Below are 22,718 nucleotides of genomic sequence, written 5' to 3' on the forward strand. Positions count from 1 at the left end.
GAAAGGAGGTCAATCGTATGAATCGTTTAAAAGAAAAGTATTCAACTGAAATCGTTCCTTCTCTAGTTGAGAAGTTCAACTACTCTTCTGTTATGGGTGTACCAAAACTTGAGAAGATTGTAGTGAATATGGGTGTTGGTGATGCTGTATCAAATGCAAAAGCACTTGATAAGGCTGTTGAAGAGCTTACTGAGATTACAGGTCAAAAGCCGTTAATCACAAAAGCTAAGAAATCTATCGCTGGATTCAAGCTACGTGAAGGTATGCCAATCGGTGCAAAGGTAACTTTGCGCGGTGAGCGTATGTATGAATTCCTTGATAAACTAGTTACTGTTGCACTACCTCGTGTACGTGACTTCCGTGGTATTTCTAAAAAAGCTTTCGACGGACGTGGAAACTACACTTTAGGTGTTAAAGAGCAATTAATTTTCCCTGAAGTAAACTACGATAAAGTCGATAAAGTTCGTGGTATGGATGTTGTTATCGTAACAACTGCTACTACTGATGAAGAAGCTCGAGAACTTTTAACGCAAATGGGTATGCCATTTCAAAAATAATCGAAGTCGTTTCGAAGAGGAGGGAACACGTTGGCAAAGAAATCAATGATTGCAAAGCAAAAACGCACACAGAAGTATAAAGTACAAGAGTATACTCGTTGTGAACGTTGCGGTCGTCCTCATTCAGTTTTACGTAAATTTAAACTTTGCAGAATTTGCTTCAGAGAACTTGCACATAAAGGGCAAATTCCTGGTGTGAAAAAAGCTAGTTGGTAATCCCAAGAACGGGAAGGAGGTAAATATAGATGGTCATGACAGATCCAATTGCAGATATGCTTACTCGTATTCGTAATGCGAACGTTGTTCGTCACGAGAAGCTTGAACTACCTGCTTCAAAGGTAAAGAAGGAAATTGCAGATATTCTTAAGCGTGAAGGTTTTATTCGTGATTATGAATATATTGAAGATAACAAGCAAGGTGTAATTCGTATTTTCTTAAAGTATGGCGCAGCTAACGAGCGTGTTATCACTGGCCTTAAGCGTATTAGTAAGCCTGGTCTTCGTGTTTATGCGAAAGCTGGCGAACTACCACGTGTACTAGGTGGTCTAGGTATTGCTTTAGTTTCAACATCAAATGGTTTAATGACAGACAAGGATGCTCGTCAACAACAAGTGGGCGGAGAAGTATTAGCATACATTTGGTAATAGGTTCCTTGAAATGAACGGAGGTGTACAAGAATGTCTCGTATTGGTAAAAAGCCAGTAGAAGTTCCAAGTGGAGTAACAATTACGCTTGATGGTACGTTAATGACTGTTAAAGGTCCTAAAGGTGAACTTAAGCGTAACCTTCACGAAGATATGAAAATTAACATTGCTGAAAATGAAGTGACTGTTGAACGTCCTTCTGATGCTAAACTACACAAAGCACTTCACGGTACTACTCGTAGTTTAATTAGCAACATGGTTGAAGGTGTAACAAAAGGTTTTGAACGTTCTCTTGAACTAATCGGTGTAGGTTATCGTGCTACAAAGTCAGGTCAAAAGCTTGTTCTTAACGTTGGTTACTCGCATCCAGTTGAAATCGATCCTGAACAAGGGATTGAAATTGAAGTACCTTCTAATACAAAAGTTATTGTTAAAGGTATTGATAAGGAACGCGTTGGTGCAACTGCATCTAACATCCGTTCTGTACGTTTACCAGAGCCTTACAAAGGTAAAGGGATTCGTTATGAAGGCGAATTTGTTCGTCGTAAAGAAGGTAAAACAGGTAAATAATCACTAAAACACGGAAAGGATTGACGTTCAATGATTACGAAGCCTAATAAAAATGCGGCACGTAAGAAGCGACATTTACATGTTCGTCGCTCAATCACTGGAACACCTGAACGTCCTCGCCTAAACGTATTCCGTTCTTCAAAGCATATTTACGCTCAATTAATTGATGATGTAAATGGTGTAACACTTGCCTCTGCTTCTACTTTAGAAGCTGAAGTAGCTGGTGCAGATGTATCGAAGACAGAAGCGGCGAAACTAGTAGGTGGACTTGTAGCTAAGCGTGCTATAGATAATGGACATGAAGTAGTTGTCTTTGATCGCGGCGGCTATCTTTATCACGGTCGTGTAGCGACACTTGCTGATGCAGCCCGCGAGGCTGGATTGAAATTCTAAAAAAGGAGGGAAAACGAATGCGTCGTATTGACCCTAATACGTTGGAACTTGAAGAAAAAGTAGTAGCTGTCAATCGTGTTGCTAAAGTAGTAAAAGGTGGACGTCGTTTCCGCTTTGCTGCACTAGTCGTTGTAGGCGACAAGAATGGCCACGTTGGATTTGGTATGGGTAAAGCTCAAGAAGTACCAGAAGCTATCCGTAAAGCAGTTGAAGATGCAAAGAAAAACCTTATTGAAGTACCTGTTGTTGGTACGACAATCCCTCATGAGATTGTTGGTCACTTTGGTGCTGGCCGTGTCCTTCTTAAGAATGCTTCTGAAGGTACGGGAATTATCGCTGGTGGACCAGTTCGTGCTGTACTAGAACTTGCTGGTATCGGTGATATTCTTTCTAAATCACATGGTTCAAATAACCCAATCAACATGGTTCGTGCAACAATGGAAGGTCTTAAAGGCCTTAAGCGTGCTGAAGAAGTTGCCAAACTTCGCGGCAAATCCGTGGAAGAACTGTTAGGTTAAGGAGGGAAAGTAAATGGCTAAGAAATTAGAAATTACCCTCACTCGTAGTCTTATTGGACGTCCACAAGACCAACGTGTAACGGTGAACACACTTGGTTTACGTAAAATGCATCATTCAGTTGTTCAAGAAGATAATGCTGCGATTCGCGGTATGGTCAAAAAGGTATCTCACCTTGTAACTGTTAAAGAAATAGAAGCATAAGCATTACTTTTAAAAACAAGGAGGTGTCGACATGAAACTTCATGAGTTGAAGCCTGCAGAAGGATCACGTAAAGTTCGAAATCGTGTAGGTCGCGGTATTGGTTCTGGTAACGGGAAAACAGCAGGAAAAGGACACAAAGGTCAGAATGCTCGTTCTGGTGGAGGTGTACGTCCAGGTTTTGAGGGTGGTCAAAACCCACTTTACCGTCGTTTGCCGAAACGTGGATTTACAAATCCAACTCGTAAAGAGTTTACAATTGTAAATCTTGACGAACTAAACCGTTTTGATAAGGGTACAGAGGTAACTCCTGAACTTCTTATTGAAACTGGTGTAGTTAAGAACGTTAAGCATGGTGTTAAGATTTTAGGCAATGGAAATATTGAAAAAAGCCTAACTGTTAAAGCACATAAGTTTTCTGCTTCAGCGGTCGAAGCTATTGAAGCAGCTGGCGGAAAAACTGAGGTGATTTAATGTTCCGGACAATCTCCAACATTTTTCGAGTGGGTGACTTAAGAAACAAAATTATTTTCACCCTACTCATGCTCATTGTTTTTCGGATCGGAAGTTTTATTCCTGTTCCAGGTACGAACAAGGATGTACTGAATTTCTTTGATGATCAAGCAAATGCATTTGGGTTTTTGAATACGTTTGGTGGTGGAGCTTTAGGGAACTTTTCGATTTTTGCAATGGGTATCATGCCATACATCACTGCATCAATCGTTGTACAGTTATTGCAAATGGATGTAGTACCTAAGTTCGCCGAATGGGCAAAAGAAGGGGAAACGGGTCGACGTAAATTAGCTCAGTTTACCCGTTACGGTACAATTGTTTTAGGTTTCATTCAAGCTCTGGGAATGTCAATTGGATTCAACTCCATATTCCCTGGTTTGATACCTAATTCAAGCATTCCGACATATCTGTTTATTGCACTTGTTTTAACAGCTGGAACTGCGTTTTTAATGTGGCTAGGTGAGCAAATTACTGCTAAGGGTGTTGGAAATGGTATTTCTATCATTATCTTCGCAGGTATTGCTGCAGGTATTCCTGGAGCAGTTAATCAACTCTATGCTACTCAAATTGAAAATGCTGGCGATCAGTTATTTTTAAGTATTGTTACAGTTCTTCTTATTGCTCTTGCGATTCTAGTCATTGTTGTTGGAGTTATCTTTATTCAACAAGCTTTAAGAAAAGTACCTGTTCAATATGCAAAGCGATTAGTTGGGCGTAGTCCGGTAGGTGGACAATCAACACATTTACCATTAAAGGTTAATGCTGCTGGTGTTATCCCTGTTATCTTTGCCTTATCTTTATTCATGTTCCCTCCAACAATTGCTGGTTTCTTTAGCGAGAATCCTGTTGCTGGGTGGATCATAGCTATATTTGACTACACTCAACCTATGGGAATGGTCTTATATGCTGCTTTGATTATTGGATTTACGTATTTCTATACATTTATCCAAGTTAATCCTGAAAAAATGGCTGATAACCTTAAGAAACAAGGTGGCTATATTCCAGGTATTCGTCCAGGTAAGACAACAGAAACTTACTTAACGCGCATTTTATATCGTTTAACCTTTGTTGGCGCTCTTTTCTTAGCAACCATTTCTATTATCCCGGTGTTCTTTACACAATTTTTAGAATTACCTGCTGCTGTTCAAGTCGGTGGTACTGGATTATTGATTGTGGTTGGTGTAGCATTGGATACAATGAAACAAATTGAAAGTCAACTAATTAAACGTTCATATAAAGGCTTCATTAAGTAATAGGAAGAACAGGAAACAACCGTTGTTCCTGTTCGCCTGTTGTTAAGTCGGTAGATGGGGGGACTGTAGTGATGAATCTTATTTTGATGGGTTTACCTGGTGCTGGTAAAGGCACTCAGGCAGAGCGTATCGTCAAGAAGTATGAGATCCCTCATATTTCAACTGGAGATATGTTCAGATCCGCCATTAAAGGACAAACAGAACTAGGGCTTAAGGCTAAATCTTTTATGGACGCTGGTGAACTTGTACCAGATGAAGTAACGATTGGGATTGTACGTGATCGATTGACAGAAGACGATTGTAAAAATGGTTTTCTACTTGATGGGTTTCCACGTACAGTTGCACAGGCTGAAGCACTAGAACAACTATTAGATTCAATGAACCGCAAACTAGATTATGTTTTAAATGTCGATGTTCCAGAAGATTTGCTGATGGAACGACTGACTGGCCGCCGCGTTTCACCTACTTCTGGTAAAACGTATCATATTATGTTTAACCCACCTAAGGTTGAGGGGAAATGTGATATCGATGGTAGTGATCTTATCCAACGTGATGATGACACTGCTGAGACGGTTAAAAAACGACTTGAAGTAAACCAAAAACAAGCTAAACCGCTTTTTGATTTTTATTCGAGTAAAGGATATCTCAAAAACATCAAAGGTGATCAAGATATTGATCAAGTATTTGAGGACATAGATCAGTTGCTGAAAGGAATTCATGCATGATCATATGTAAGACAGAACGAGAACTAGAAATCATGCGGGAAGCTGGTAAAATTGTTGCTTTAACACATCAAGAGTTAAAACAACATGTTCAACCTGGTATTTCTACTAAGGAACTGGATGAGATTGCAGAAAAGTTGATTCGTTCACATGGTGCAACTCCCTCATTCAAAGGCTATAATGGATTTACTGGTAGCATCTGCGCTTCGGTAAATGAGGAATTGGTGCACGGAATTCCTGGTAAGCGAGTGCTTAAAGATGGAGATATCATTAGCATTGACATTGGTGCTAAGCTGAATGGTTATCATGGAGATTCTGCGTGGACTTATGCTGTTGGTAAGATATCTGACTCAGATCAAAACTTACTAGATGTTACGGAAACGTCACTCTATAAGGGACTTGACCAAGCGAAAGCTGGAGCACGTCTTTCGGATATATCCCATGCTATTCAAGTATATGCAGAACCATTAGGTTATTCAATTGTCCGTGAGTATGTAGGGCATGGTGTTGGGCAAGACTTACATGAGGATCCGCAAATCCCTCATTATGGTCCGCCAGGTAAAGGGCCACGCTTGAAACCGGGAATGGTATTAGCAATTGAGCCAATGATAAATGCTGGTACTCGTTATGTACGTACTCTTTCTGATGACTGGACGGTTGTCACTGTTGATGGAAAGAATTGTGCACACTTTGAGCATACAATTGCAATCACAGATTCAGGGTATGAGATCTTAACAAAAGCTTAAATGTAGGTGATGGTTATTATGAATGACTCTGGTCCAAGTCCGGAGATTGGTCAAATTGTACGAATTACAAAAGGTCGAGATATCGGTCAGTATAGCGTGATCGTTGAATTGGTTGATGACCGTTTTGTATGTATTGCTGATGGTGATATGCGTAAAATTGACCGAATGAAAAAGAAGAACCTTAATCACCTAGAGCTCGTTGATTACATTGCTGATGAAGTAAGCAATAGCTTTATAGAGACAGGACGTGTTACTAACGGAAAGTTACGTTATGCAATTACGAACTTTTTGGAGCAACACTCTGATTTACTGAAGGAAGGAGAGTGAATCCATGGCAAAAGAAGATGTAATTGAGGTGGAAGGTACGGTTATTGAACCTCTTCCTAATGCGATGTTTCGTGTTGAATTAGAAAATGGTCATAAGATTCTTGCCCACGTATCTGGGAAAATTCGTATGCATTTCATTCGAATCCTACCTGGTGATAAGGTGACAGTGGAACTTTCGCCTTATGATCTAACTCGTGGACGAATCACATATCGATACAAATAAAAATGTTGCGAGAGCGACTAGCAAGATGATCTATGATTATGTTGCTTAAATCTGGTTAATTTTAACCAGACACTCCGTACCAAATAGGAGGTAAAAAAAATGAAGGTTAGACCATCAGTCAAGCCTATTTGTGAAAAGTGTAAAGTTATCCGTCGTAAAGGGACGGTAATGGTTATTTGTGAAAACCCTAAGCACAAGCAAAAACAAGGATAAATTACAAGGAGGTGCACATATATGGCACGTGTTGCAGGTGTCGACATTCCACGTGATAAGCGTGTAGTTATTTCACTTACGTATGTCTTTGGAATCGGCAAAGCTAAAGCATCGGCAGTTCTAGCTCAAGCAGGTGTATCTGAGGATACTCGTGTTCGTGACTTGACTGAAGAAGAATTAGGACGTATCCGTGAAGCTCTTGAAGCTCACACAGTTGAAGGTGATCTTCGTCGTGAAGTATCCCTTAATATTAAGCGTCTAATTGAAATTGGTTCATATCGCGGAATCCGTCATCGTCGTGGATTACCGGTTCGTGGACAAAATTCTAAAAATAATGCTCGTACACGTAAAGGTCCTCGTCGTACAGTAGCTAACAAGAAGAAGTAAGAAAGGAGGTAGCATAATAAATGGCTAAGAAAACGAATACTCGTCCAAAGCGTCGTCAACGTAAAAATATTGAATCTGGTGTTGCTCACATTCGCTCAACTTTCAACAATACGATCGTGACAATTACGGATACACACGGTAATGCTATTTCATGGGCAAGTGCTGGCGCATTAGGATTTAAAGGTTCTCGTAAATCAACTCCATTCGCGGCTCAAATGGCTGCTGAATCAGCTGCAAAAACAGCTATGGAACATGGTATGAAGGTAATTGAGGTTTCTGTAAAGGGACCTGGTGCAGGACGTGAAGCGGCGATCCGTTCCCTGCAAGCTGTTGGTCTTGAAGTTAACATGATTAAAGATGTTACTCCAGTTCCACATAATGGCTGCCGCCCGCCAAAACGTCGTAGAGTATAACAGAACTAAGTTTTGTATAGATTCCCCTAATTTGTCTATAATGGATAGAGCGATAACAGTCCTGTTGGCAAATTAGTGTATAGCTTGGAAATTGCCTACTGGTTATCCGGTATGGCAATCCTTGCAGTCTACCGGAGTTCGACGTTTTGAAGGAGGGTTTGTTTAATGATTGAAATTGAAAAGCCAAATATTGAAGCGGTTGAAATAAGTGAAGACGCAAAGTATGGGAAATTTGTAGTTGAACCACTCGAAAGAGGTTATGGAACAACTCTAGGTAACTCCTTACGTCGTATTCTACTTTCTTCTTTACCTGGCGCTGCTGTAACATCTGTTCAGATTGATTCAGTATTACATGAGTTTTCTACAATTGAAGGTGTTGTAGAAGATGTAACTACGATTATCTTGAACTTGAAAAAGTTAGCTCTTAAAATCTATTCTGATGAAGAAAAGACGTTAGAGATTGACATTCAAGGAGAAGGAGTCGTTACAGCTGCTGATTTAACACATGACAGTGATGTTGAAGTGTTAAATCCTGACCTACACATTGCAACCCTTGCAAAAGGTGCACATCTTCATATGCGTTTAATTGCAAAGCGTGGTCGTGGTTATGTATTAGCAGAAGGGAATAAGAATGACGAGCAACCAATTGGAGTTCTCCCGATTGATTCAATTTACACACCAGTTTCTCGTGTGAATTATCAAGTTGAGAATACGCGCGTCGGTCAAGTGACCAACTATGACAAACTAACTCTTGATGTCTGGACTGACGGAAGCATTCGCCCTGAAGAAGCTGTTTCATTAGGGGCAAAGATCTTAACTGAGCATTTAAACATCTTTGTAGGATTAACGGATCAAGCGCAACATGCTGAGATTATGGTTGAAAAGGAAGAAGATCAAAAGGAAAAGGTTCTTGAGATGACGATTGAAGAATTAGACCTTTCTGTTCGTTCTTACAACTGCCTAAAGCGTGCTGGTATTAATACTGTTCAGGAACTTACTCATAAGTCTGAAGAGGATATGATGAAAGTACGTAATCTTGGTCGTAAATCATTAGAAGAAGTACAAGAGAAGCTAGGGGAACTTGGTCTAGGCCTTCGTAACGAAGACTGAAATTAAGTAACAAAGCAAAACTCTGTTTCTTTCTGTGATCCATTCGTATTAGTAAGTGACAAGGGAGGGAAACGAAAATGGCATACGCAAAATTAGGTCGTGATAGTTCTGGTCGTAAAGCTCTATTCCGTGATTTAGCTACTGACCTTATCATCAATGAACGCATTCAAACAACGGAAGCGAAAGCGAAAGAGCTTCGTCCAATCGTTGAAAAAATGATTACTCTTGGAAAGCGTGGCGATTTGCATGCACGTCGTCAAGCTGCTTCATTTATTCGCAGAGAAGTTGCGAATGAGGAATCAGGACAAGATGCAATTCAAAAGCTTTTCTCTGACATTGCAACTCGTTATGAAGAGCGTCAAGGTGGTTATACACGCATCCTTAAAATTGGACCTCGTCGTGGAGACGGAGCACCAATGGTAATTATTGAGCTTGTATAATTAATTTGATAGTAGTGTGAATAGAAGAGGCGACAAAGGGCAAATCAGATCTGAGCAAGCATGCTCTGACTCTGGGCCCTTTTTTGTTTGCTTTTTTTTGAGGTGAGGACATGTCTACCATTATCAAACTAGAGAATGTATCGTTTCAGTATGAATCATCTACTGATCAGATAGTAAGCGGGCTCTCATTAGCTATTCAAGAAAATGATTGGGTCTCAATTGTCGGCCGAAATGGGTCCGGCAAGTCTACTTTTGCTCGCCTTTTAAATGGACTGCTGCTCCCTGCTGATGGAACAGTCTTAGTTGAAGAGAAGGCGACACATGATGAGGAGCTTTTGTGGGAAATTCGTCAGACAGTTGGAATGGTTTTTCAAAATCCAGAAAATCAATTTGTTTCAACGATTGTTGAGGATGACCTTGCTTTTGGCTTAGAGAATATAGGAATGGACCGCTTAGAGATTAAAGAACGGATTGACAAGTACTCTAAATTAATTGGAATCTCCCATCTTCTTGAATCTGAACCACATCGCCTGTCCGGGGGACAAAAGCAAAGGGTAGCGATTGCTGGGGTGATGGCGATGCAACCAAATATCATTGTCTTTGATGAGGCAACATCGATGTTAGATCCTGGTGGTCGATCTGAAGTGTTAGAAACAATGAAGATGCTCCACCAGCAAGGAACAACGATTATTTCTATTACACATGATATGGATGAAGCAATACTAGGAAATCGTATTCTCTTATTTGATCAAGGCACTCTTCAGGTCGATACAACCCCTCGTGAATTCTTTTCAAATTCAGATATTCCGTTAAATGCAGGTTTATCATTACCATTTCCGGTTTTAATGCAAAGACAACTTGAAGAAAAGGGACTATCGTTTAAAACGTGTTGTCTGTCGGAAGAGGAGTTGATCGCGGAGCTATGGACATCATATTCAACAATGTAAGTCATTCCTATATGAAGGGAACCTCGCTTGAAAAAAAAGCACTCAATCAGTTGAACATTTCAATTCCTTCAGGCTCTTTTACAGTAGTCATTGGGAAAACAGGTTCAGGCAAATCAACCTTTATTCAGCATGTCAATGGTCTGATAAAGCCGACAGAAGGACATATTAAGGTTGGACAATATCGACTCAGTGCTAAAGAAAAACGGATGGATATGCGTTCTCTAAGGCAGGACGTAGCTCTCCTATTTCAATATCCAGAGCATCAATTATTTGAAGAGACTGTTGAAAGGGATATTTGTTTTGGTCCGTTAAACTTTGGTCTTTCAGCAGAAGAAGCGAAAGTGAGAGCTCTTGAGTCGCTTGCATTAGTTGGCTTACCTGAAACGATTCTTGGGGATTCTCCTTTTCATTTAAGTGGTGGCCAGATGCGAAGAGTGGCTATTGCAGGGGTGTTAGCGAGTCGTCCTAAGGTTCTATTACTAGATGAACCTACAGCGAGCTTAGACCCTCAAGGAAGCCAAGAGATAATGGATATGTTTAAAGAATACCAGAGGACAAATGGAGCGACAATCATCCTCGTTACACATCAAATGGAACATGCCGTTAATTATGCTGATTCTATTATAGTAATGAATGATGGTGAGATTGTATTAAACGGTGATCGCGATCAGGTGTTTGGTCAATCTGCTATTTTGCAATCACTTGGTCTTGAATTACCTGATTCTTTACGTTTTATCAAGAAATTCGCAAATGCCTTCTCATTGGCAGATGTACCATCGTACTATCAGCGTGATGAAGTTGCTAGTTATATTGCTAAGTATATAAGGTCAAAGGAGGGATAGTTTCAGATGTTCCAACATGTACTCATCGGGCAGTACATTGCCGGTCATTCCATTCTTCATAGACTTGACCCTCGCTCTAAATTACTTGGCGTGATGGTCCTTGTGATTATCATCTTCTTTGCAACCAACTGGTATGCAACTGGCTTTGTTTTATTTTTCACGCTCATGTTGATCTTTTTATCAAGAATTTCGGCTTCCTTTTTTTTAAAAGCGATTAAGCCTATCCTCATATTTGTCATTTTTGCATTCATTCTTCAGCTTTTTACGTATCGGGAAGGCTCGATCATTTATGAGGGCATTTACCTAACAATAACAGAAGAGGGATTAAGGGAAGGTTTCTTTATTGTTGTCCGGCTTCTAGCGATTGTTATTCTTACTTCACTGGTTACGTTGACGACGAGACCTATTATTCTGACAGATGGCTTAGAGGCTTTGTTACAGCCCTTTAAGAAGCTCAAATTACCGTCACATGAGATTGCTTTAATGATTTCTATTGCATTACGTTTTATCCCAACGCTCTTTGAAGAAACAGAACGGCTGATGAAGGCACAGATGTCTCGAGGGGTTAGTTATACATCTGGACCTTGGAAGAAGCGAATTCTCGCTCTAATTTCTCTGTTAGTTCCTCTGTTTGTACATTCCTTTAAGCGTGCTGAGGATTTAGCACTAGCGATGGATGCTAGAGCATACAGGGGTGGAGTTGGTCGATCAAAGTATCGAGAGCTCTCCTGGAAATCAATTGATACGATCGCAATTGGAATTGTTCTACTCACTGGGACAATCATTATATTGTTACGTTTTGCGTAAGGAGTTGTTTGTCTTGAGGATTGCTATCCTACTTACCTATGAAGGTACTGGCTTTTCTGGTTATCAGGTTCAGCCAGGGAAACGGACCGTTCAAGGGGAAATTGAACGTGGTTTATTGTCGCTGCATAAAGGACAGTATGTCAAAGTAACTTCATCTGGAAGAACAGATGCAGGTGTACATGCAAGAGGTCAGATTATCCACTTTGACACAGACCTCCCTATTCCCGCAGAAAGATGGCCACATGCTCTGAATGCTTGCTTACCTAATGATATTAGGGCAATGAAGGCAACACCCGTAAATAACGAATTTCATGCACGATATGATGCAATAGGTAAGGAGTATCGTTACCGCATCTTAATCGGAAGGAATGGCGACGTATTTAGAAGAAATCTGACCTTTCAAGTAACTAACCCTTTAGCTGTGGATCAAATGAGAGAAGCCTCCTTAGTTTTACTTGGGGAACATGACTTCTCATCTTTTTGTGCGGCCAATACGAGTGTCGTTGATAAAGTCCGTACGATAACGGATATTGTCATCAAAGAAGAAGAGGATGAGCTTGTTTTTATCGTGAGAGGGAATGGGTTCCTATATAATATGGTTCGAATTATTGTCGGTACATTGCTTGAAGTTGGAGCAGGCAAGAAACAAGTTAGTGAAGTAAGAGAAATCCTTGAAAAAAAGGATCGAACCAAGGCTGGTAAGACAGCTCCGGCACAAGGTCTATACCTTTGGAAGGTTCATTATAAGGATGTCATAATTTAACTGTATATTAACAACGATGCCTAGTGTAACATTTTGTTGACATTAAGTTTTTAATATTATATGATGTTAGATGGTAATTCCAAAAACCCACTAGCCCCGGGTTCAGGAATGGTTACACTAGACACTGTTTAAAAACTATCTTGCAAAATTTGAAAGTGATTGTTCTTTAGGAGGGAAAATCATGCGTACAACATATATGGCAAAGCCAAACGAAGTTGAGCGTAAGTGGTACGTTGTAGACGCTGAAGGCCAAACTCTTGGTCGTTTAGCATCAGAAGTTGCATCAATTCTTCGTGGGAAGATGAAGCCAACTTTTACACCACACGTTGACACTGGTGATAATGTAATTATCATTAATGCAGAGAAAATTGAATTAACTGGTAACAAATTAAGAGACAAGATTTACTATCGTCACACAAATCACCCAGGTGGTTTGAAGCAAACAACTGCTGGCGATATGCGTGCTACGAAGCCTGAGCGCATGCTTGAGCTAGCAATCAAAGGTATGCTTCCAAAGAATACTCTTGGACGTGCACAAGGAATGAAGCTACATGTATATGCGGGTAGCGAACACAAACATCAAGCTCAAAAACCAGAAGTTTACACACTTCGCGGTTAATCGATAGGAGGGTATTAATTTGGCACAAGTACAATATTACGGTACAGGTCGTCGTAAGCACTCAGTTGCTCGCGTTCGTCTATTACCAGGCGACGGTCAAATCGTTGTTAACGGTCGCGAATTAGATGAGTATTTTAATCTTGAAACATTAAAGCTTATTGTTAAGCAACCACTTGTAGAAACTGGCGTTGAAGGTCAATATGACGTTCACGTTAATGTTGATGGTGGTGGGTACACAGGACAAGCGGGTGCAATCCGTCACGGTGTAGCACGTGCTCTACTTAAAGTAGATCCTGATAACCGTCCTTCATTAAAGACTGCAGGTTTCTTAACTCGTGATGCTCGTATGAAAGAACGTAAGAAATACGGTCTTAAAGCAGCACGTCGTGCACCTCAGTTCTCAAAGCGTTAATACAAGACACAAGGCTCTCATCCATTTGGATGGGGGTCTTTTTTATGGCCGAAAAACTTGACCGCGTTTTGACCATCTGTTTTTTCACAAATGACTTATGATAACCATCATCTCAATTTGTTTACCGGGATATCATAGTGGGGGAGTCTTCGCAAAAAGGATGTAATTACCCTGGAAATTAATATTATTGTGTTGGCATAATGATTCATACCTGTACCTCTAGAAAAAATAAAAAGACTGGGACATAACTAAAGTGTCTAAATGAAATACTGAACAAAGCAATTACGTAGCGGATGAAATATACGGAGACTCCTGCGGGATCTAAAAGCCAAAGGTGAGACCCCACAGGCATAGCCGAGGAGGCTCACCGGCTTCCCGCGGAAAGCGTAGTATATTTCAGGAGCGGTTTACGTCCGCCACCTATCTTTGTTCGGATTTTCTATTAGTTAAATCACTTTTGTCCCAATCTCTTCATTTACCTAAGTCACTATCACTTGCTCACAAGGTAAAACCTTTCACCATTTCGTTTAACTTTCTTGATAAAACCGATAATTCCTCTGTGTTCTTTGCGACTTGTTCTATTGTCGTACTTATCTGTTCTGTAGTGGCCGAGCTTTCTTGAACTCCAGCAGCGGACTCTTCAGAAATAGAAGCGACTTCTTGAATGGATGAACTCATTATTTGACTTGTTGAAGAAATGGTTAATAAATTGCTTGTGACTGTTTGAATGTTTTCCACCATTTGAGATACAGCATTACTAATCCCGTTAAATGTTTCTCCTGTGTTCTTAATTTGGGTTGTACCCTCTAACACTTCGTTATAACCCATTTTAAGAGAACCAGTGACAGTTTCTGTTTCATTCTGAATGTTTTTAACAATCGTTGTGATGTCTTTTACTGACGTACTCACTTGTTCAGAGAGTTTGCGTACTTCACCGGCAACAACTGCAAACCCCTTGCCATGCTCACCGGCTCTAGCTGCCTCAATTGCAGCATTAAGAGCAAGTAAGTTTGTTTGGTCTGCAATATCCTTTATAACAGATACTAGCTTTGTAATTTGTTTGGATTGATCATCCAATCCCTCTACCTTCTGTACAGCATCCTTCATAATTTGGTCTATATTCGACATTTGAGAAATAGAAGATTCCATCAGCTTCTTTCCTTTGTCGGTCATGTCCAAAACAACACTCGATTTTCCATTAATATTCTCGCCACTTTCGTTGACTCCACCAACCTTGTCCGCAAACTGGACCATTGTTGTTGATAATTCATTAACGTGGTTGGCAAGTGACTCTGTACCTGAAGAAAGTTCCTGCATTGTAACAGCTACTTGTGCAGAACCTTCCTTAACTTCGAACGATGAATTTCTTAACCCTTCACTTTGTTGATGAACTGATTCGGAAATGGTTAATATTTGTTGAATCATATTTCTTAAATTTTGACTCATTGTATTTATGGCTAAAGCAATCTGTCCAATCTCATCTTTTCCTAGATAATTTATTGTTTGGACAGATAAATTACCTGTTGCAATCTCATTACTAACGTCGACCACGGTTTTGAGATTTTTAGAAATAATCCTACTGATGATGAAGACGAGAATAGTACCAATAAGTACGGTCATGACCATTGAAATAATTAATACAGAAAACGTTGCTTCCTGGCTTTCTTTGGCCTCCTGTACGGCTAGCTGTCTTTCTTCGTTAATGATATCTTCTAATGTCTCTAAAATCATGACAGATTCAAGTTGAAGATTATTCATATCGCTCGCTGTCCTTTTAGCGGTAACAAAATCCACATCTCGAACTGCCGGTACAATTTGTTCTGAAAAAGCCTCATTAATTGTCTGGGTGTTCGTTACGACGATTGCAAGGAGGTCTTTTTGCTCCGGTGTTCGAAGATTAGCATCAACTTCTTCTGCTATAAGAGTAAATGTTTCCATTTGGTAAAAAAATTCATCAGCGTATGATTGCGTTGAGTAATGAACATAATTGGCAATTCGTTGTCCCATTCCCTGCGTAAGTGTGTTCATCTCTGCTATATTAAGAGCTCTGTCTCCCCTTCTTTCTAATTCATCCATGTTTCTTCCGATGTCCGATATGAAATTACCTACCAACACTGTTGAGCTTCCGAATAAAATAAATATAACTAACAACGTCAATCCATATTTCCTTCCAATATTCATATTGGCAAGGAATGCTCTTTTTCTTTTCTTAGCGTTCACCTTTTCTTTTTTCTCTGTTTTCTCTGAGTTTCGTTTACCTCTCTTGAATCGGTTTTTCATTTAAAAACCCCCTTTAGCCCTATCTGTTTGTATATATAAAGTTAAGAAAACTGATCTTAACTGTATATAAGAAAGCGTTTACAAATTAATAATTCCTATGTAGTTATGTGATTTGTTTTCTACTTCAAATCTAGAGTTCTTTCATTCTTAGAGTCATCACACAACAGGTAAGTACAACCTTTTCAATTTCATATTAATAATAATACATGTAAGTACAAATATTCAACATAATTCAACAAATAACAACTTAAGAATTTACAAAAATAAAATATTTCTATTTTAAAATGCTTTATATTGAAACACTTTAAACTTCTTTGTTAAGATAAGAGTATGACAAGATAAAACGTAAAGAAGGTAATAGAATGATCAAAGGATTAAAAAGAAGTACACAGGTGCTGGATCAAGAAGCAGTAATCGCAGCAATTGAACAATCATTTGCCATGATTCAATTTGATCCGAATGGTAAGGTATTGTGGGCAAATCAGAACTTTGCAGAAACAATGGAATATACGGTTAACGAAATGCCTAATCTACTACATAAGCAATTTTGTACAGAGGAGTTTGCTAATAGTCGTGAGTATCAAGATCTTTGGAAGAACTTAAGAAATGGACAGAGCTTTCAAGAGAAAATACAGCGTGTAACAAAGTCGGGTCGTCTCATTTGGTTAGAAGCTACATATTCGCCAGTTTACGATGATAACGGGAAGATAGTTGCAGTAGTGAAGGTAGCTACAGATATTACAGATAGGGAGAATCAGACCCTTGAAATGGCAAGTCGGTTACAAGTGATGGCTTCTGAATTACGTCAACGAGCTGAGCAGGGAATTGATAAAAGTAAAGAAGTAGAAAATGTAACAGATAAGCTTGTCTTAGAATCAAAAGAAAACTTCGCGAATCTTCACTCACTTAAAGAGCAGTCAGCTTCAATTGGAGATATTGTTAAGACGATTAGAGGCATTGCGTCACAGACGAATTTATTAGCATTAAATGCAGCGATCGAAGCTGCTCGTGCTGGTGAACATGGTCGAGGGTTTAGCGTAGTCGCAAATGAAGTTAGAAAATTGGCTAACGGGGTTCAAGAGTCGATTCAAGAAGTGAATTCCCACATCGGAGGTATCACTAATGAAATAACAAAGATTAGTGAGGTGACCGAGCGTTCCGAAAAAAGTATTACTGAGAGCCAAGAGCTATTAGCAAAAGCGATGGAAGAATTTACAGAGATTGGTGAATCATCGAGACAACTAGATGTACATGCAAAAACATTTAGAGATACGTTGTAAATTAATATCTAAATTATGAGCCTCACTTCTCGAAATGAGGCTTTTTTGTTTGGACACTAAAATATACGTGGTCAATTTCAACAGGATTTCCACTGCATTTATGATTTGAACGTTCCTCATACTAATAAGAAAAGAAGGAAGAAGGTGAAAACGGATGACAGTTGTAACGACATTAGCTAATAAGAGAAGAGAAAAGCAATGGAAATTTGAACGAAATGTTCTGAAGCATCTTTCTTTAAAGAATTTAAAGGCAGATGTCGAGGTTCAGTTTAAACCAATAGTGCCTTTTCACTTTTTATCTCATCCCTTTCTACTTGATCCTTGCATGGATATGGCAATTGATGCTTACTTGCTCGGAGCTGAATTTGCTAAGTTTGGGTATTACGGGGAAAGTGAGCAGCAGGTAAAAGCTCGTTGTGACGAGGAATTGACTGAAATCACTCATGTTATCTTTAATTTACTTCAAGGATGGTTACTCGATTCTGAGTATGTTCTTGATTCTTTAAAACTGGCCACTGAGAATTTTGTAGAACGTTGGTGGAGTGAGGGCTTTAGAGAAGGGGAAAAAAGACATCGGATGCGCCTTCATTAGGATTTATTAAAAAATCACTTCATATTCTCTTCCTTGTCCCAATATATATAAATAGAAGTGGACGAGGAGGGGTAAAACGTGAATGTGAAGAAGTGGTTAAAGGGCGGTGGATTCGCCTTAGGGGTAGTAAGCTTATTATTCATTATACAATATCAATTTGTAAGCAATGATTCTTGGGGGACTTGGAACCTTCCTTTGTCTGGAAAAGTCATTGTTATAGATCCAGGACATGGCGGTATCGACGGGGGAGCAATTTCCAAAACTGGAACATTGGAAAAGGATGTCACGTTATCATTAAGTTTGCAATTAAGAGATTATTTACAGGAAGCTGGAGCACTTGTTTTAATGACAAGAGAAGAAGACCGTGATCTTGCAGGCGATAATACGCAACGCATTCGTCAAAGAAAAATTGAAGATTTGAAAAGACGTGTTGATATTATAAATGAGTCTGATGCAGATCTCTTTGTAAGCTTACATTTAAATGCAATTGCCTCACCAAAATGGAATGGTGCTCAGGTCTTTTATAATCGTGCCAACCCTGAAAATGAAGCCATTGCCAAATTTATTCAAGATGAAGTGCGTGATAACCTTGAAAATACAACACGTCAAGCAAAGCCAATTCATAATGTATATTTGGTGAAGAATGCGAAGATTCCAGGAGCACTCATAGAAGCTGGTTTTCTGTCTAACCCAGAGGAAGCAGACGCATTAAACACGACTGAATACCAACAGAAGGTCGCAGCATCAATTTATCAAGGAATTATGAGATACTACACGAATGAAAAGGTACCTGAATAAGTAGCTATAATTAAGTCAAACGCTTTCCTATGCTATACTAAGTGTATATCATTGGAAAAAGGAGTTGTCCGATTTGGCAATAACAGAAGCAATTGTTCTAGAAGCCTTAAAGCATATAAAGGATAGAGATTTAAATAAAGCATTAGTTGAAACGGGCGGCGTCCGAGAAGTGAAAATCAAGGATAACAATGTTAGCTTGAAAATTGCTCTTGCTAAAACAGGAACCGCGGATCAGATGGAGATTCAGCAAGAAATCGTTCACATCATTAAAGGAGAAGGGGCAGATTCTGTTGGTTTAAGATTTGAAGAGCTTACGGAAGCAGAAATTAAAAAACTCGGTGGTACTTTGGAACCTACATACAATGGTCCGTCGATCCTAGCTCCAAATAGTCCGACAACCTTCATTGCTGTAACAAGTGGTAAAGGAGGGGTTGGTAAATCAACAGTCTCCGTGAATCTGGCTACATCACTTGCTCGACTTGGAAAAAGAGTAGGAATCATTGATGCCGATATTTATGGCTTTAGTGTCCCTGATATGATGGGGATTGAAGAAAGACCTCAAGTAAAAGGGGAGCGAATCTATCCTGTTGATCGTTTTGGGGTAAAAGTGATTTCAATGGGTTTCTTTGTAGAAGATAATGCTCCTGTTATTTGGAGAGGACCAATGTTAGGTAAAATGTTAAATCAATTTTTTACCGAGGTTGAATGGGGGGAGCTTGACTACTTAGTGTTAGATCTACCACCAGGAACGGGAGATGTTGCATTAGATATTCACACAATGCTACCACATTCAAAAGAGATTCTAGTTACGACACCACATGCTACTGCAGCCTTTGTTGCAGCACGAGCAGGGACAATGGCGATTAAAACACATCATGAAATTTTAGGTGTGGTTGAAAATATGGCTTACTTTGAGAGTAAGGTTACTGGAGAGAAAGAATATGTGTTCGGCCAAGGTGGAGGCGAGCGCTTAATCGAAGAATTGAAAACCGAATTATTAGGCCAAATTCCACTGGGGCAGCCGGAGATTAATAAAGATGATTTCGCTCCTTCAGTTTATGCGAAGGATCATCCAATCGGTGAGATTTATACAAGCATCGCACAACGAATCATTGATAAAACCGTATAACTACGTCTAGATAAAAAATAAGCTTGCTTGGAGTCTCCTCCAGCAAGCTTATTTCCTAGTTAAGAGCCACCTTCACCGCCACCCTCTTCTTTCTTAGCTTCACCACCAGATTCTGCTTGTTTCGTTAATTCATCGAGATGCTTTGCTGTAACGGTCATCAAAATTTCATTAATCTTTGCTACAAACAAAGGACTTTCAAATGATTCCTGCATAATCGTCATAACTTGTTGGCGGTATTCTTTTGATTGCATAAGTTCAAGAGCTGCGGCCTCCATTTCTGGATCTTTCAGTATGGTCATCATCATTTCTTGGTACTCAGGGTCTTTCATAAGACCTTTTAGAATCTTTTCATTCTCAGCTTGCATGCTCTCAGCAAAAGTTTTCGCAAATTCAGGATCCTTCATTGCTTCAAGCCAGAATTTCTTTCCGTCTTCTGATGTTAATGTTTGCTGAATTGTTTCTTTAACAAAATTATTATCCATAACTAGCTTTTGTTGCATTTCTTCCTCAGTTATTAATTCTTCAACTGCCTTCTTTCCTTCATCAGTTTGAAGCATATCAACCATCATTTTCTTTGTTCCTTCATAGTCAGGACTGGTATTTCCACCGCTGTTTTCGTTTGCTGCACAGCTAGAAAGAAGGGTGCAGATGAAGCAAAGAATGATGAATTGTTGCATTTTTTTCACGACGGATGGCTCCTTTCAATCATTTTGTCATTAATTTGAGATATTTCGATTGAAATTATTCATTGCCTGTTAGAAGAACTAGCATTTTCTAAGGGACATTGATACAATCATGACAGCATAACTGAATTTGGGGGATTTGCCTGTGAATAGTCGTAAAGTGGTCTATTTGTTTTTTTCCACACTTTTAATTGGAAGCCTTAGTGGGACAATTGTTGGATTTATCTTAGATTATCAAGTTTATATTGAAGATACGTTTTTAAATCTTATTTTTGGTTTGATTTGGCTGATGGGGATTAGTGCAGCATTTAGTTTAATTAGCCAGATGGGATTCTTTGCTTACTTAACGGTTCATCGTTTTGGACTTGGCCTTTTTAAGTCACAGAAACTCTGGAATGCTGTACAAATTATTATTATTGTTTTTGTTATATTTGATCTTATTTATTTCCGGTTTCTTGCATTTGCTGAACCAGGGGAAACGATCTTTGGCTATTTCCTTATGCCCCTTTTACTGCTTGCCTATGGACTAATCATTGCCTATATTAAAGCAAAAGATACAAATAAGGGTGCTTTTGTACCTGCTCTCTTCTTTATCGTTGTAATTACTACGATTGAATGGGTCCCAGCATTAACTGTAAATGATACAAAATGGCTATGGTTATATGTAACCCCATTACTCGTTGCCAACACGTGGCAGCTTTTGGTTTTACACCGCTTAACTAGAGCGTAAACTAAAAAGGTGTTTCAACGGTTACTTAAACCGATTGGAACACCTTTTTGATTTATTTAACTTCTTCATTTTCTGTTTCAGTTCCTGCCATTAAGTCGTCAACTGTAGTAAATGTGAAGCCTTTTCCTCTCAGTTGATCAATAACAATTGGTAATGCTTTATGTGTTTGCTTAACTGAATCTGAAGCGTGGAATAAGATCACATCACCGGAATTGGCAACTGGAACAACTGATTCGACAATTTTATCGACACCGGGATTTTGATAATCATTTGAGTTAACACTCCAATGAATAATACTATAACCTTGTTTGTCAGCTAACTGGAGAACACTCTTATTAAATGCACCATTTGGTGGACGAAGCAATGTTGGTTTTTCACCAAGGAGTTCGGATAACACTAGTGTACTTTCGTTAATATCCTTTCTTATCTTCTCTTCACTCCATTTAGTGTAATCCTTGTATCTATAGCCATGACTACCAATACTATGGCCTCGATCTTTTATTTCTTTGATTAGATCAGGATATCTTTCGGCCCAAGAAGCAGAAACAAAAAAGGTTGCATGATCAATCTCTTTTTGGTCAAGAATGTCAAGAATAGGGATTAAGCGTTGATCGCCCCAACTAATATTAAAGGTTAAAGCAACTTCTTTGTTATCAGTTTCAGCTTTATAGAAAGCCTGTGGTCCGTCAGGTGTAGAAAAGACGGTAATTTGTGAACGCTCTACATAAAGTAACCCGGCTGTAAAAAAAGCAGCGATAATTATTAGAGATAATTGCTTGATTCGTTTAGCGTGGAATACCCAAATAAACTTCATCTCGTATGTCCTCCTCCTTATTCGTTATCACCAATCTATGCGAATAAGGACAAGATATGAATAAAATTGGACATATTTGAAAACAATTTAAAAGATTAAAGAACAAAGAGAGGATACATAAGAGGAGTTCGATTATGGAAGTATAATTTAAATCAATGTCTAGTCACAATAGTCGAGGTGGATGCAGTGTTAGGATTTATGTTAAATGAGAAGGAAGTACAAGAAGTGGAATATATGTTAAAGCGAGAGATGGAGGAGCTACTTTTAGATTTATCGGATCCTCGTATTGATGGAGTAGTAAAAAGTGCGATGGAGGATAAGTACCAAATTGTTTTTAACATTTACAAGCGATTTGTACCTCCAAAGGAAACTATGAAGTATATACTTAATCGTAACCGACGAAATACTCAATGAGTCGGTTGCGTTTTGGGGTTGACTCAAGTAGATAGGACATGCTATATTATTAGTCCACGCAACAAGTAATGGTTAATAGTCAGTTATTATTTTTTTGAAAAGTATTTGACAGTTTAGTTGTTGTTGTGATATATTATAAAAGTCGCCTTGAGAGGTTGACGAAACGAGTTCTTTGAAAACTGAACAAAAGCCAAGCGAAATAGAGATTTCACTGTTGACTTCAACAGTAAGGACATCTCGTCAATTTAGACTTTTTTTAAAAGTCAGCAACAAGTATTGAGCTATTTAAACTCAAACCAATTTTATGGAGAGTTTGATCCTGGCTCAGGACGAACGCTGGCGGCGTGCCTAATACATGCAAGTCGAGCGGACTAATGGG

Annotated in this window: 32 protein-coding genes, 1 rRNA gene and 2 pseudogenes; 32 read left to right on the forward strand and 3 right to left on the reverse strand. The window is 39.2% G+C overall.

Annotated features, from left to right (window positions below; all coding sequences use genetic code 11):
* The first annotated feature begins 17 nt into the window (after positions 1 to 17).
* The 24 genes from rplE (at position 18) to rpsI (ending at position 13,619) form a co-directional block, all read left to right on the forward strand.
* Positions 18 to 557, forward strand: a complete 540-nt coding sequence (rplE, locus tag J7W16_RS20145; RefSeq protein WP_210599275.1) for a 50S ribosomal protein L5 — start codon at positions 18 to 20, stop codon at positions 555 to 557.
* A 30-nt stretch (positions 558 to 587) separates the two neighbouring features.
* Positions 588 to 773: a type Z 30S ribosomal protein S14 gene (locus J7W16_RS20150; protein ID WP_012957149.1), complete on the forward strand. Its 186-nt coding sequence runs from the start codon at positions 588 to 590 to the stop codon at positions 771 to 773.
* A gap of 29 nt (positions 774 to 802) precedes the next feature.
* The gene (gene rpsH / locus J7W16_RS20155; RefSeq protein ID WP_210599276.1) at positions 803 to 1,201 is read left to right on the forward strand and encodes a 30S ribosomal protein S8; all 399 of its coding nucleotides are present in this window, start codon (positions 803 to 805) and stop codon (positions 1,199 to 1,201) included.
* Positions 1,202 to 1,234: 33 nt separating this feature from the next.
* Positions 1,235 to 1,771, forward strand: a complete 537-nt coding sequence (gene rplF, locus J7W16_RS20160) for a 50S ribosomal protein L6 (protein WP_210599277.1) — start codon at positions 1,235 to 1,237, stop codon at positions 1,769 to 1,771.
* A 30-nt stretch (positions 1,772 to 1,801) separates the two neighbouring features.
* On the forward strand, positions 1,802 to 2,164 hold the full coding sequence (gene rplR / locus J7W16_RS20165; protein WP_210599278.1) for a 50S ribosomal protein L18: 363 nt from the start codon (positions 1,802 to 1,804) through the stop codon (positions 2,162 to 2,164).
* Positions 2,165 to 2,181: 17 nt separating this feature from the next.
* Entirely contained in the window at positions 2,182 to 2,682 is a 501-nt protein-coding gene (rpsE, locus tag J7W16_RS20170; protein WP_210599279.1) for a 30S ribosomal protein S5, read from the forward strand.
* Between the two features lie 13 nt (positions 2,683 to 2,695).
* Positions 2,696 to 2,884, forward strand: coding sequence for a 50S ribosomal protein L30 (gene rpmD, locus J7W16_RS20175; protein WP_210599280.1), 189 nt, complete (start codon positions 2,696 to 2,698; stop codon positions 2,882 to 2,884).
* 31 nt (positions 2,885 to 2,915) lie between these two features.
* Positions 2,916 to 3,356, forward strand: a complete 441-nt coding sequence (gene rplO, locus J7W16_RS20180) for a 50S ribosomal protein L15 (RefSeq protein WP_210599281.1) — start codon at positions 2,916 to 2,918, stop codon at positions 3,354 to 3,356.
* A complete protein-coding gene (gene secY, locus J7W16_RS20185) occupies positions 3,356 to 4,648 on the forward strand; it encodes a preprotein translocase subunit SecY (protein ID WP_210599282.1) in 1,293 nt (430 codons plus the stop codon). Before rplO ends, secY begins: the two co-directional genes overlap by 1 nt.
* Positions 4,649 to 4,719: 71 nt before the next feature.
* On the forward strand, positions 4,720 to 5,373 hold the full coding sequence (locus tag J7W16_RS20190; protein WP_210599283.1) for an adenylate kinase: 654 nt from the start codon (positions 4,720 to 4,722) through the stop codon (positions 5,371 to 5,373).
* Complete coding sequence (gene map, locus J7W16_RS20195) at positions 5,370 to 6,116, forward strand: type I methionyl aminopeptidase (protein WP_210599284.1); 747 nt, start codon at positions 5,370 to 5,372, stop codon at positions 6,114 to 6,116. Before J7W16_RS20190 ends, map begins: the two co-directional genes overlap by 4 nt.
* Before the next feature lie 18 nt (positions 6,117 to 6,134).
* Entirely contained in the window at positions 6,135 to 6,443 is a 309-nt protein-coding gene (locus J7W16_RS20200) for a KOW domain-containing RNA-binding protein (protein ID WP_210599285.1), read from the forward strand.
* Positions 6,444 to 6,447: 4 nt separating this feature from the next.
* Positions 6,448 to 6,666: a translation initiation factor IF-1 gene (gene infA / locus J7W16_RS20205; RefSeq protein ID WP_010896341.1), complete on the forward strand. Its 219-nt coding sequence runs from the start codon at positions 6,448 to 6,450 to the stop codon at positions 6,664 to 6,666.
* A gap of 99 nt (positions 6,667 to 6,765) precedes the next feature.
* Positions 6,766 to 6,879, forward strand: coding sequence for a 50S ribosomal protein L36 (gene rpmJ, locus J7W16_RS20210; protein ID WP_003322638.1), 114 nt, complete (start codon positions 6,766 to 6,768; stop codon positions 6,877 to 6,879).
* A gap of 21 nt (positions 6,880 to 6,900) precedes the next feature.
* The gene (gene rpsM / locus J7W16_RS20215; RefSeq protein ID WP_210599286.1) at positions 6,901 to 7,266 is read left to right on the forward strand and encodes a 30S ribosomal protein S13; all 366 of its coding nucleotides are present in this window, start codon (positions 6,901 to 6,903) and stop codon (positions 7,264 to 7,266) included.
* 20 nt (positions 7,267 to 7,286) lie between these two features.
* Positions 7,287 to 7,679, forward strand: coding sequence for a 30S ribosomal protein S11 (gene rpsK, locus J7W16_RS20220; RefSeq protein WP_210599287.1), 393 nt, complete (start codon positions 7,287 to 7,289; stop codon positions 7,677 to 7,679).
* 165 nt (positions 7,680 to 7,844) lie between these two features.
* Positions 7,845 to 8,789: a DNA-directed RNA polymerase subunit alpha gene (locus tag J7W16_RS20225; protein ID WP_210599288.1), complete on the forward strand. Its 945-nt coding sequence runs from the start codon at positions 7,845 to 7,847 to the stop codon at positions 8,787 to 8,789.
* A gap of 77 nt (positions 8,790 to 8,866) precedes the next feature.
* The gene (rplQ, locus tag J7W16_RS20230) at positions 8,867 to 9,229 is read left to right on the forward strand and encodes a 50S ribosomal protein L17 (RefSeq protein ID WP_210599289.1); all 363 of its coding nucleotides are present in this window, start codon (positions 8,867 to 8,869) and stop codon (positions 9,227 to 9,229) included.
* A gap of 110 nt (positions 9,230 to 9,339) precedes the next feature.
* Entirely contained in the window at positions 9,340 to 10,176 is an 837-nt protein-coding gene (locus tag J7W16_RS20235; RefSeq protein WP_210599290.1) for an energy-coupling factor transporter ATPase, read from the forward strand.
* Positions 10,152 to 11,018, forward strand: coding sequence for an energy-coupling factor transporter ATPase (locus J7W16_RS20240; protein WP_210599291.1), 867 nt, complete (start codon positions 10,152 to 10,154; stop codon positions 11,016 to 11,018). The genes J7W16_RS20235 and J7W16_RS20240 overlap by 25 nt, the downstream gene beginning before the upstream one ends.
* 6 nt (positions 11,019 to 11,024) lie before the next feature.
* Positions 11,025 to 11,825 carry an energy-coupling factor transporter transmembrane component T family protein gene (locus J7W16_RS20245; RefSeq protein WP_210599292.1) on the forward strand — a complete coding sequence of 267 codons (801 nt, stop codon included), beginning with the start codon at positions 11,025 to 11,027 and terminating at the stop codon, positions 11,823 to 11,825.
* A 13-nt stretch (positions 11,826 to 11,838) separates the two neighbouring features.
* Entirely contained in the window at positions 11,839 to 12,588 is a 750-nt protein-coding gene (gene truA / locus J7W16_RS20250) for a tRNA pseudouridine(38-40) synthase TruA (protein WP_210599293.1), read from the forward strand.
* 181 nt (positions 12,589 to 12,769) lie between these two features.
* The gene (rplM, locus tag J7W16_RS20255) at positions 12,770 to 13,207 is read left to right on the forward strand and encodes a 50S ribosomal protein L13 (protein ID WP_210599294.1); all 438 of its coding nucleotides are present in this window, start codon (positions 12,770 to 12,772) and stop codon (positions 13,205 to 13,207) included.
* Positions 13,208 to 13,226: 19 nt separating this feature from the next.
* Positions 13,227 to 13,619: a 30S ribosomal protein S9 gene (gene rpsI / locus J7W16_RS20260; RefSeq protein ID WP_210599295.1), complete on the forward strand. Its 393-nt coding sequence runs from the start codon at positions 13,227 to 13,229 to the stop codon at positions 13,617 to 13,619.
* A 498-nt stretch (positions 13,620 to 14,117) separates the two neighbouring features.
* Here the strand turns inward: rpsI and J7W16_RS22670 are convergent, their stop codons facing one another.
* Positions 14,118 to 15,899, reverse strand: a complete 1,782-nt coding sequence (locus J7W16_RS22670) for a methyl-accepting chemotaxis protein (protein ID WP_210599296.1) — start codon at positions 15,897 to 15,899, stop codon at positions 14,118 to 14,120.
* 362 nt (positions 15,900 to 16,261) lie between these two features.
* Here J7W16_RS22670 and J7W16_RS22555 point away from each other — a divergent pair.
* The 5 genes and pseudogenes from J7W16_RS22555 to J7W16_RS20285 form a co-directional block, all read left to right on the forward strand.
* Positions 16,262 to 16,645 (forward strand): annotated as a pseudogene (locus J7W16_RS22555) (PAS domain-containing protein); the annotation flags it as partial.
* A gap of 198 nt (positions 16,646 to 16,843) precedes the next feature.
* Positions 16,844 to 17,179 (forward strand): annotated as a pseudogene (locus J7W16_RS22560) (methyl-accepting chemotaxis protein); the annotation flags it as partial.
* 154 nt (positions 17,180 to 17,333) lie between these two features.
* On the forward strand, positions 17,334 to 17,771 hold the full coding sequence (locus tag J7W16_RS20275) for a YbaK family protein (protein WP_210599298.1): 438 nt from the start codon (positions 17,334 to 17,336) through the stop codon (positions 17,769 to 17,771).
* An 84-nt stretch (positions 17,772 to 17,855) separates the two neighbouring features.
* Complete coding sequence (gene cwlD, locus J7W16_RS20280) at positions 17,856 to 18,569, forward strand: N-acetylmuramoyl-L-alanine amidase CwlD (RefSeq protein WP_210599305.1); 714 nt, start codon at positions 17,856 to 17,858, stop codon at positions 18,567 to 18,569.
* Positions 18,570 to 18,642: 73 nt separating this feature from the next.
* Positions 18,643 to 19,698 carry an Mrp/NBP35 family ATP-binding protein gene (locus J7W16_RS20285; protein ID WP_246880122.1) on the forward strand — a complete coding sequence of 352 codons (1,056 nt, stop codon included), beginning with the start codon at positions 18,643 to 18,645 and terminating at the stop codon, positions 19,696 to 19,698.
* 59 nt (positions 19,699 to 19,757) lie between these two features.
* Here J7W16_RS20285 and gerD read toward each other — a convergent pair whose 3' ends face one another.
* Positions 19,758 to 20,375: a spore germination lipoprotein GerD gene (gene gerD / locus J7W16_RS20290; protein ID WP_210599307.1), complete on the reverse strand. Its 618-nt coding sequence runs from the start codon at positions 20,373 to 20,375 to the stop codon at positions 19,758 to 19,760.
* 151 nt (positions 20,376 to 20,526) lie between these two features.
* Between gerD and J7W16_RS20295 the strand changes: the two genes are divergently transcribed.
* On the forward strand, positions 20,527 to 21,111 hold the full coding sequence (locus J7W16_RS20295) for a KinB-signaling pathway activation protein (RefSeq protein ID WP_210599299.1): 585 nt from the start codon (positions 20,527 to 20,529) through the stop codon (positions 21,109 to 21,111).
* A 52-nt stretch (positions 21,112 to 21,163) separates the two neighbouring features.
* Here the strand turns inward: J7W16_RS20295 and pdaB are convergent, their stop codons facing one another.
* Positions 21,164 to 21,925 (reverse strand): polysaccharide deacetylase family sporulation protein PdaB, encoded by a 762-nt coding sequence (gene pdaB, locus J7W16_RS20300; RefSeq protein WP_210599300.1) that lies wholly within the window; start codon positions 21,923 to 21,925, stop codon positions 21,164 to 21,166.
* A gap of 186 nt (positions 21,926 to 22,111) precedes the next feature.
* On the opposite strand from pdaB, the gene J7W16_RS20305 reads away from it, so the two are divergent.
* Together J7W16_RS20305 and J7W16_RS20310 are read left to right on the forward strand one after the other, a co-directional pair.
* Positions 22,112 to 22,339 (forward strand): hypothetical protein, encoded by a 228-nt coding sequence (locus tag J7W16_RS20305; RefSeq protein ID WP_210599301.1) that lies wholly within the window; start codon positions 22,112 to 22,114, stop codon positions 22,337 to 22,339.
* A gap of 301 nt (positions 22,340 to 22,640) precedes the next feature.
* A 16S ribosomal RNA gene (locus J7W16_RS20310) occupies positions 22,641 to 22,718 on the forward strand; the annotation flags it as partial.

Origin of the sequence: Halalkalibacter suaedae, from assembly GCF_017939705.1 — a bacterium.
GTDB classification, from domain to species: Bacteria; Bacillota; Bacilli; order Bacillales; family Bacillaceae_D; genus Halalkalibacter; species Halalkalibacter suaedae.

Excerpts from the sequence above, each read along its gene's own strand:
- rplE (WP_210599275.1), top strand. The coding sequence starts at position 18 with ATGAATCGTTTAAAAGAAAAGTATTCAACTGAAATCGTTCCTTCTCTA.
- rpsH (WP_210599276.1), top strand. The coding sequence starts at position 803 with ATGGTCATGACAGATCCAATTGCAGATATGCTTACTCGTATTCGTAAT.
- rplF (WP_210599277.1), top strand. The coding sequence starts at position 1,235 with ATGTCTCGTATTGGTAAAAAGCCAGTAGAAGTTCCAAGTGGAGTAACA.
- rplR (WP_210599278.1), top strand. The coding sequence starts at position 1,802 with ATGATTACGAAGCCTAATAAAAATGCGGCACGTAAGAAGCGACATTTA.
- rpsE (WP_210599279.1), top strand. The coding sequence starts at position 2,182 with ATGCGTCGTATTGACCCTAATACGTTGGAACTTGAAGAAAAAGTAGTA.
- rpmD (WP_210599280.1), top strand. The coding sequence starts at position 2,696 with ATGGCTAAGAAATTAGAAATTACCCTCACTCGTAGTCTTATTGGACGT.
- rplO (WP_210599281.1), top strand. The coding sequence starts at position 2,916 with ATGAAACTTCATGAGTTGAAGCCTGCAGAAGGATCACGTAAAGTTCGA.
- secY (WP_210599282.1), top strand. The coding sequence starts at position 3,356 with ATGTTCCGGACAATCTCCAACATTTTTCGAGTGGGTGACTTAAGAAAC.
- J7W16_RS20190 (WP_210599283.1), top strand. The coding sequence starts at position 4,720 with ATGAATCTTATTTTGATGGGTTTACCTGGTGCTGGTAAAGGCACTCAG.
- map (WP_210599284.1), top strand. The coding sequence starts at position 5,370 with ATGATCATATGTAAGACAGAACGAGAACTAGAAATCATGCGGGAAGCT.
- J7W16_RS20200 (WP_210599285.1), top strand. The coding sequence starts at position 6,135 with ATGAATGACTCTGGTCCAAGTCCGGAGATTGGTCAAATTGTACGAATT.
- infA (WP_010896341.1), top strand. The coding sequence starts at position 6,448 with ATGGCAAAAGAAGATGTAATTGAGGTGGAAGGTACGGTTATTGAACCT.
- rpmJ (WP_003322638.1), top strand. The coding sequence starts at position 6,766 with ATGAAGGTTAGACCATCAGTCAAGCCTATTTGTGAAAAGTGTAAAGTT.
- rpsM (WP_210599286.1), top strand. The coding sequence starts at position 6,901 with ATGGCACGTGTTGCAGGTGTCGACATTCCACGTGATAAGCGTGTAGTT.
- rpsK (WP_210599287.1), top strand. The coding sequence starts at position 7,287 with ATGGCTAAGAAAACGAATACTCGTCCAAAGCGTCGTCAACGTAAAAAT.
- J7W16_RS20225 (WP_210599288.1), top strand. The coding sequence starts at position 7,845 with ATGATTGAAATTGAAAAGCCAAATATTGAAGCGGTTGAAATAAGTGAA.
- rplQ (WP_210599289.1), top strand. The coding sequence starts at position 8,867 with ATGGCATACGCAAAATTAGGTCGTGATAGTTCTGGTCGTAAAGCTCTA.
- J7W16_RS20235 (WP_210599290.1), top strand. The coding sequence starts at position 9,340 with ATGTCTACCATTATCAAACTAGAGAATGTATCGTTTCAGTATGAATCA.
- J7W16_RS20240 (WP_210599291.1), top strand. The coding sequence starts at position 10,152 with ATGGACATCATATTCAACAATGTAAGTCATTCCTATATGAAGGGAACC.
- J7W16_RS20245 (WP_210599292.1), top strand. The coding sequence starts at position 11,025 with ATGTTCCAACATGTACTCATCGGGCAGTACATTGCCGGTCATTCCATT.
- rplM (WP_210599294.1), top strand. The coding sequence starts at position 12,770 with ATGCGTACAACATATATGGCAAAGCCAAACGAAGTTGAGCGTAAGTGG.
- J7W16_RS22670 (WP_210599296.1), bottom strand. The coding sequence starts at position 15,899 with ATGAAAAACCGATTCAAGAGAGGTAAACGAAACTCAGAGAAAACAGAG.
- J7W16_RS20275 (WP_210599298.1), top strand. The coding sequence starts at position 17,334 with ATGACAGTTGTAACGACATTAGCTAATAAGAGAAGAGAAAAGCAATGG.
- gerD (WP_210599307.1), bottom strand. The coding sequence starts at position 20,375 with ATGCAACAATTCATCATTCTTTGCTTCATCTGCACCCTTCTTTCTAGC.
- pdaB (WP_210599300.1), bottom strand. The coding sequence starts at position 21,925 with ATGAAGTTTATTTGGGTATTCCACGCTAAACGAATCAAGCAATTATCT.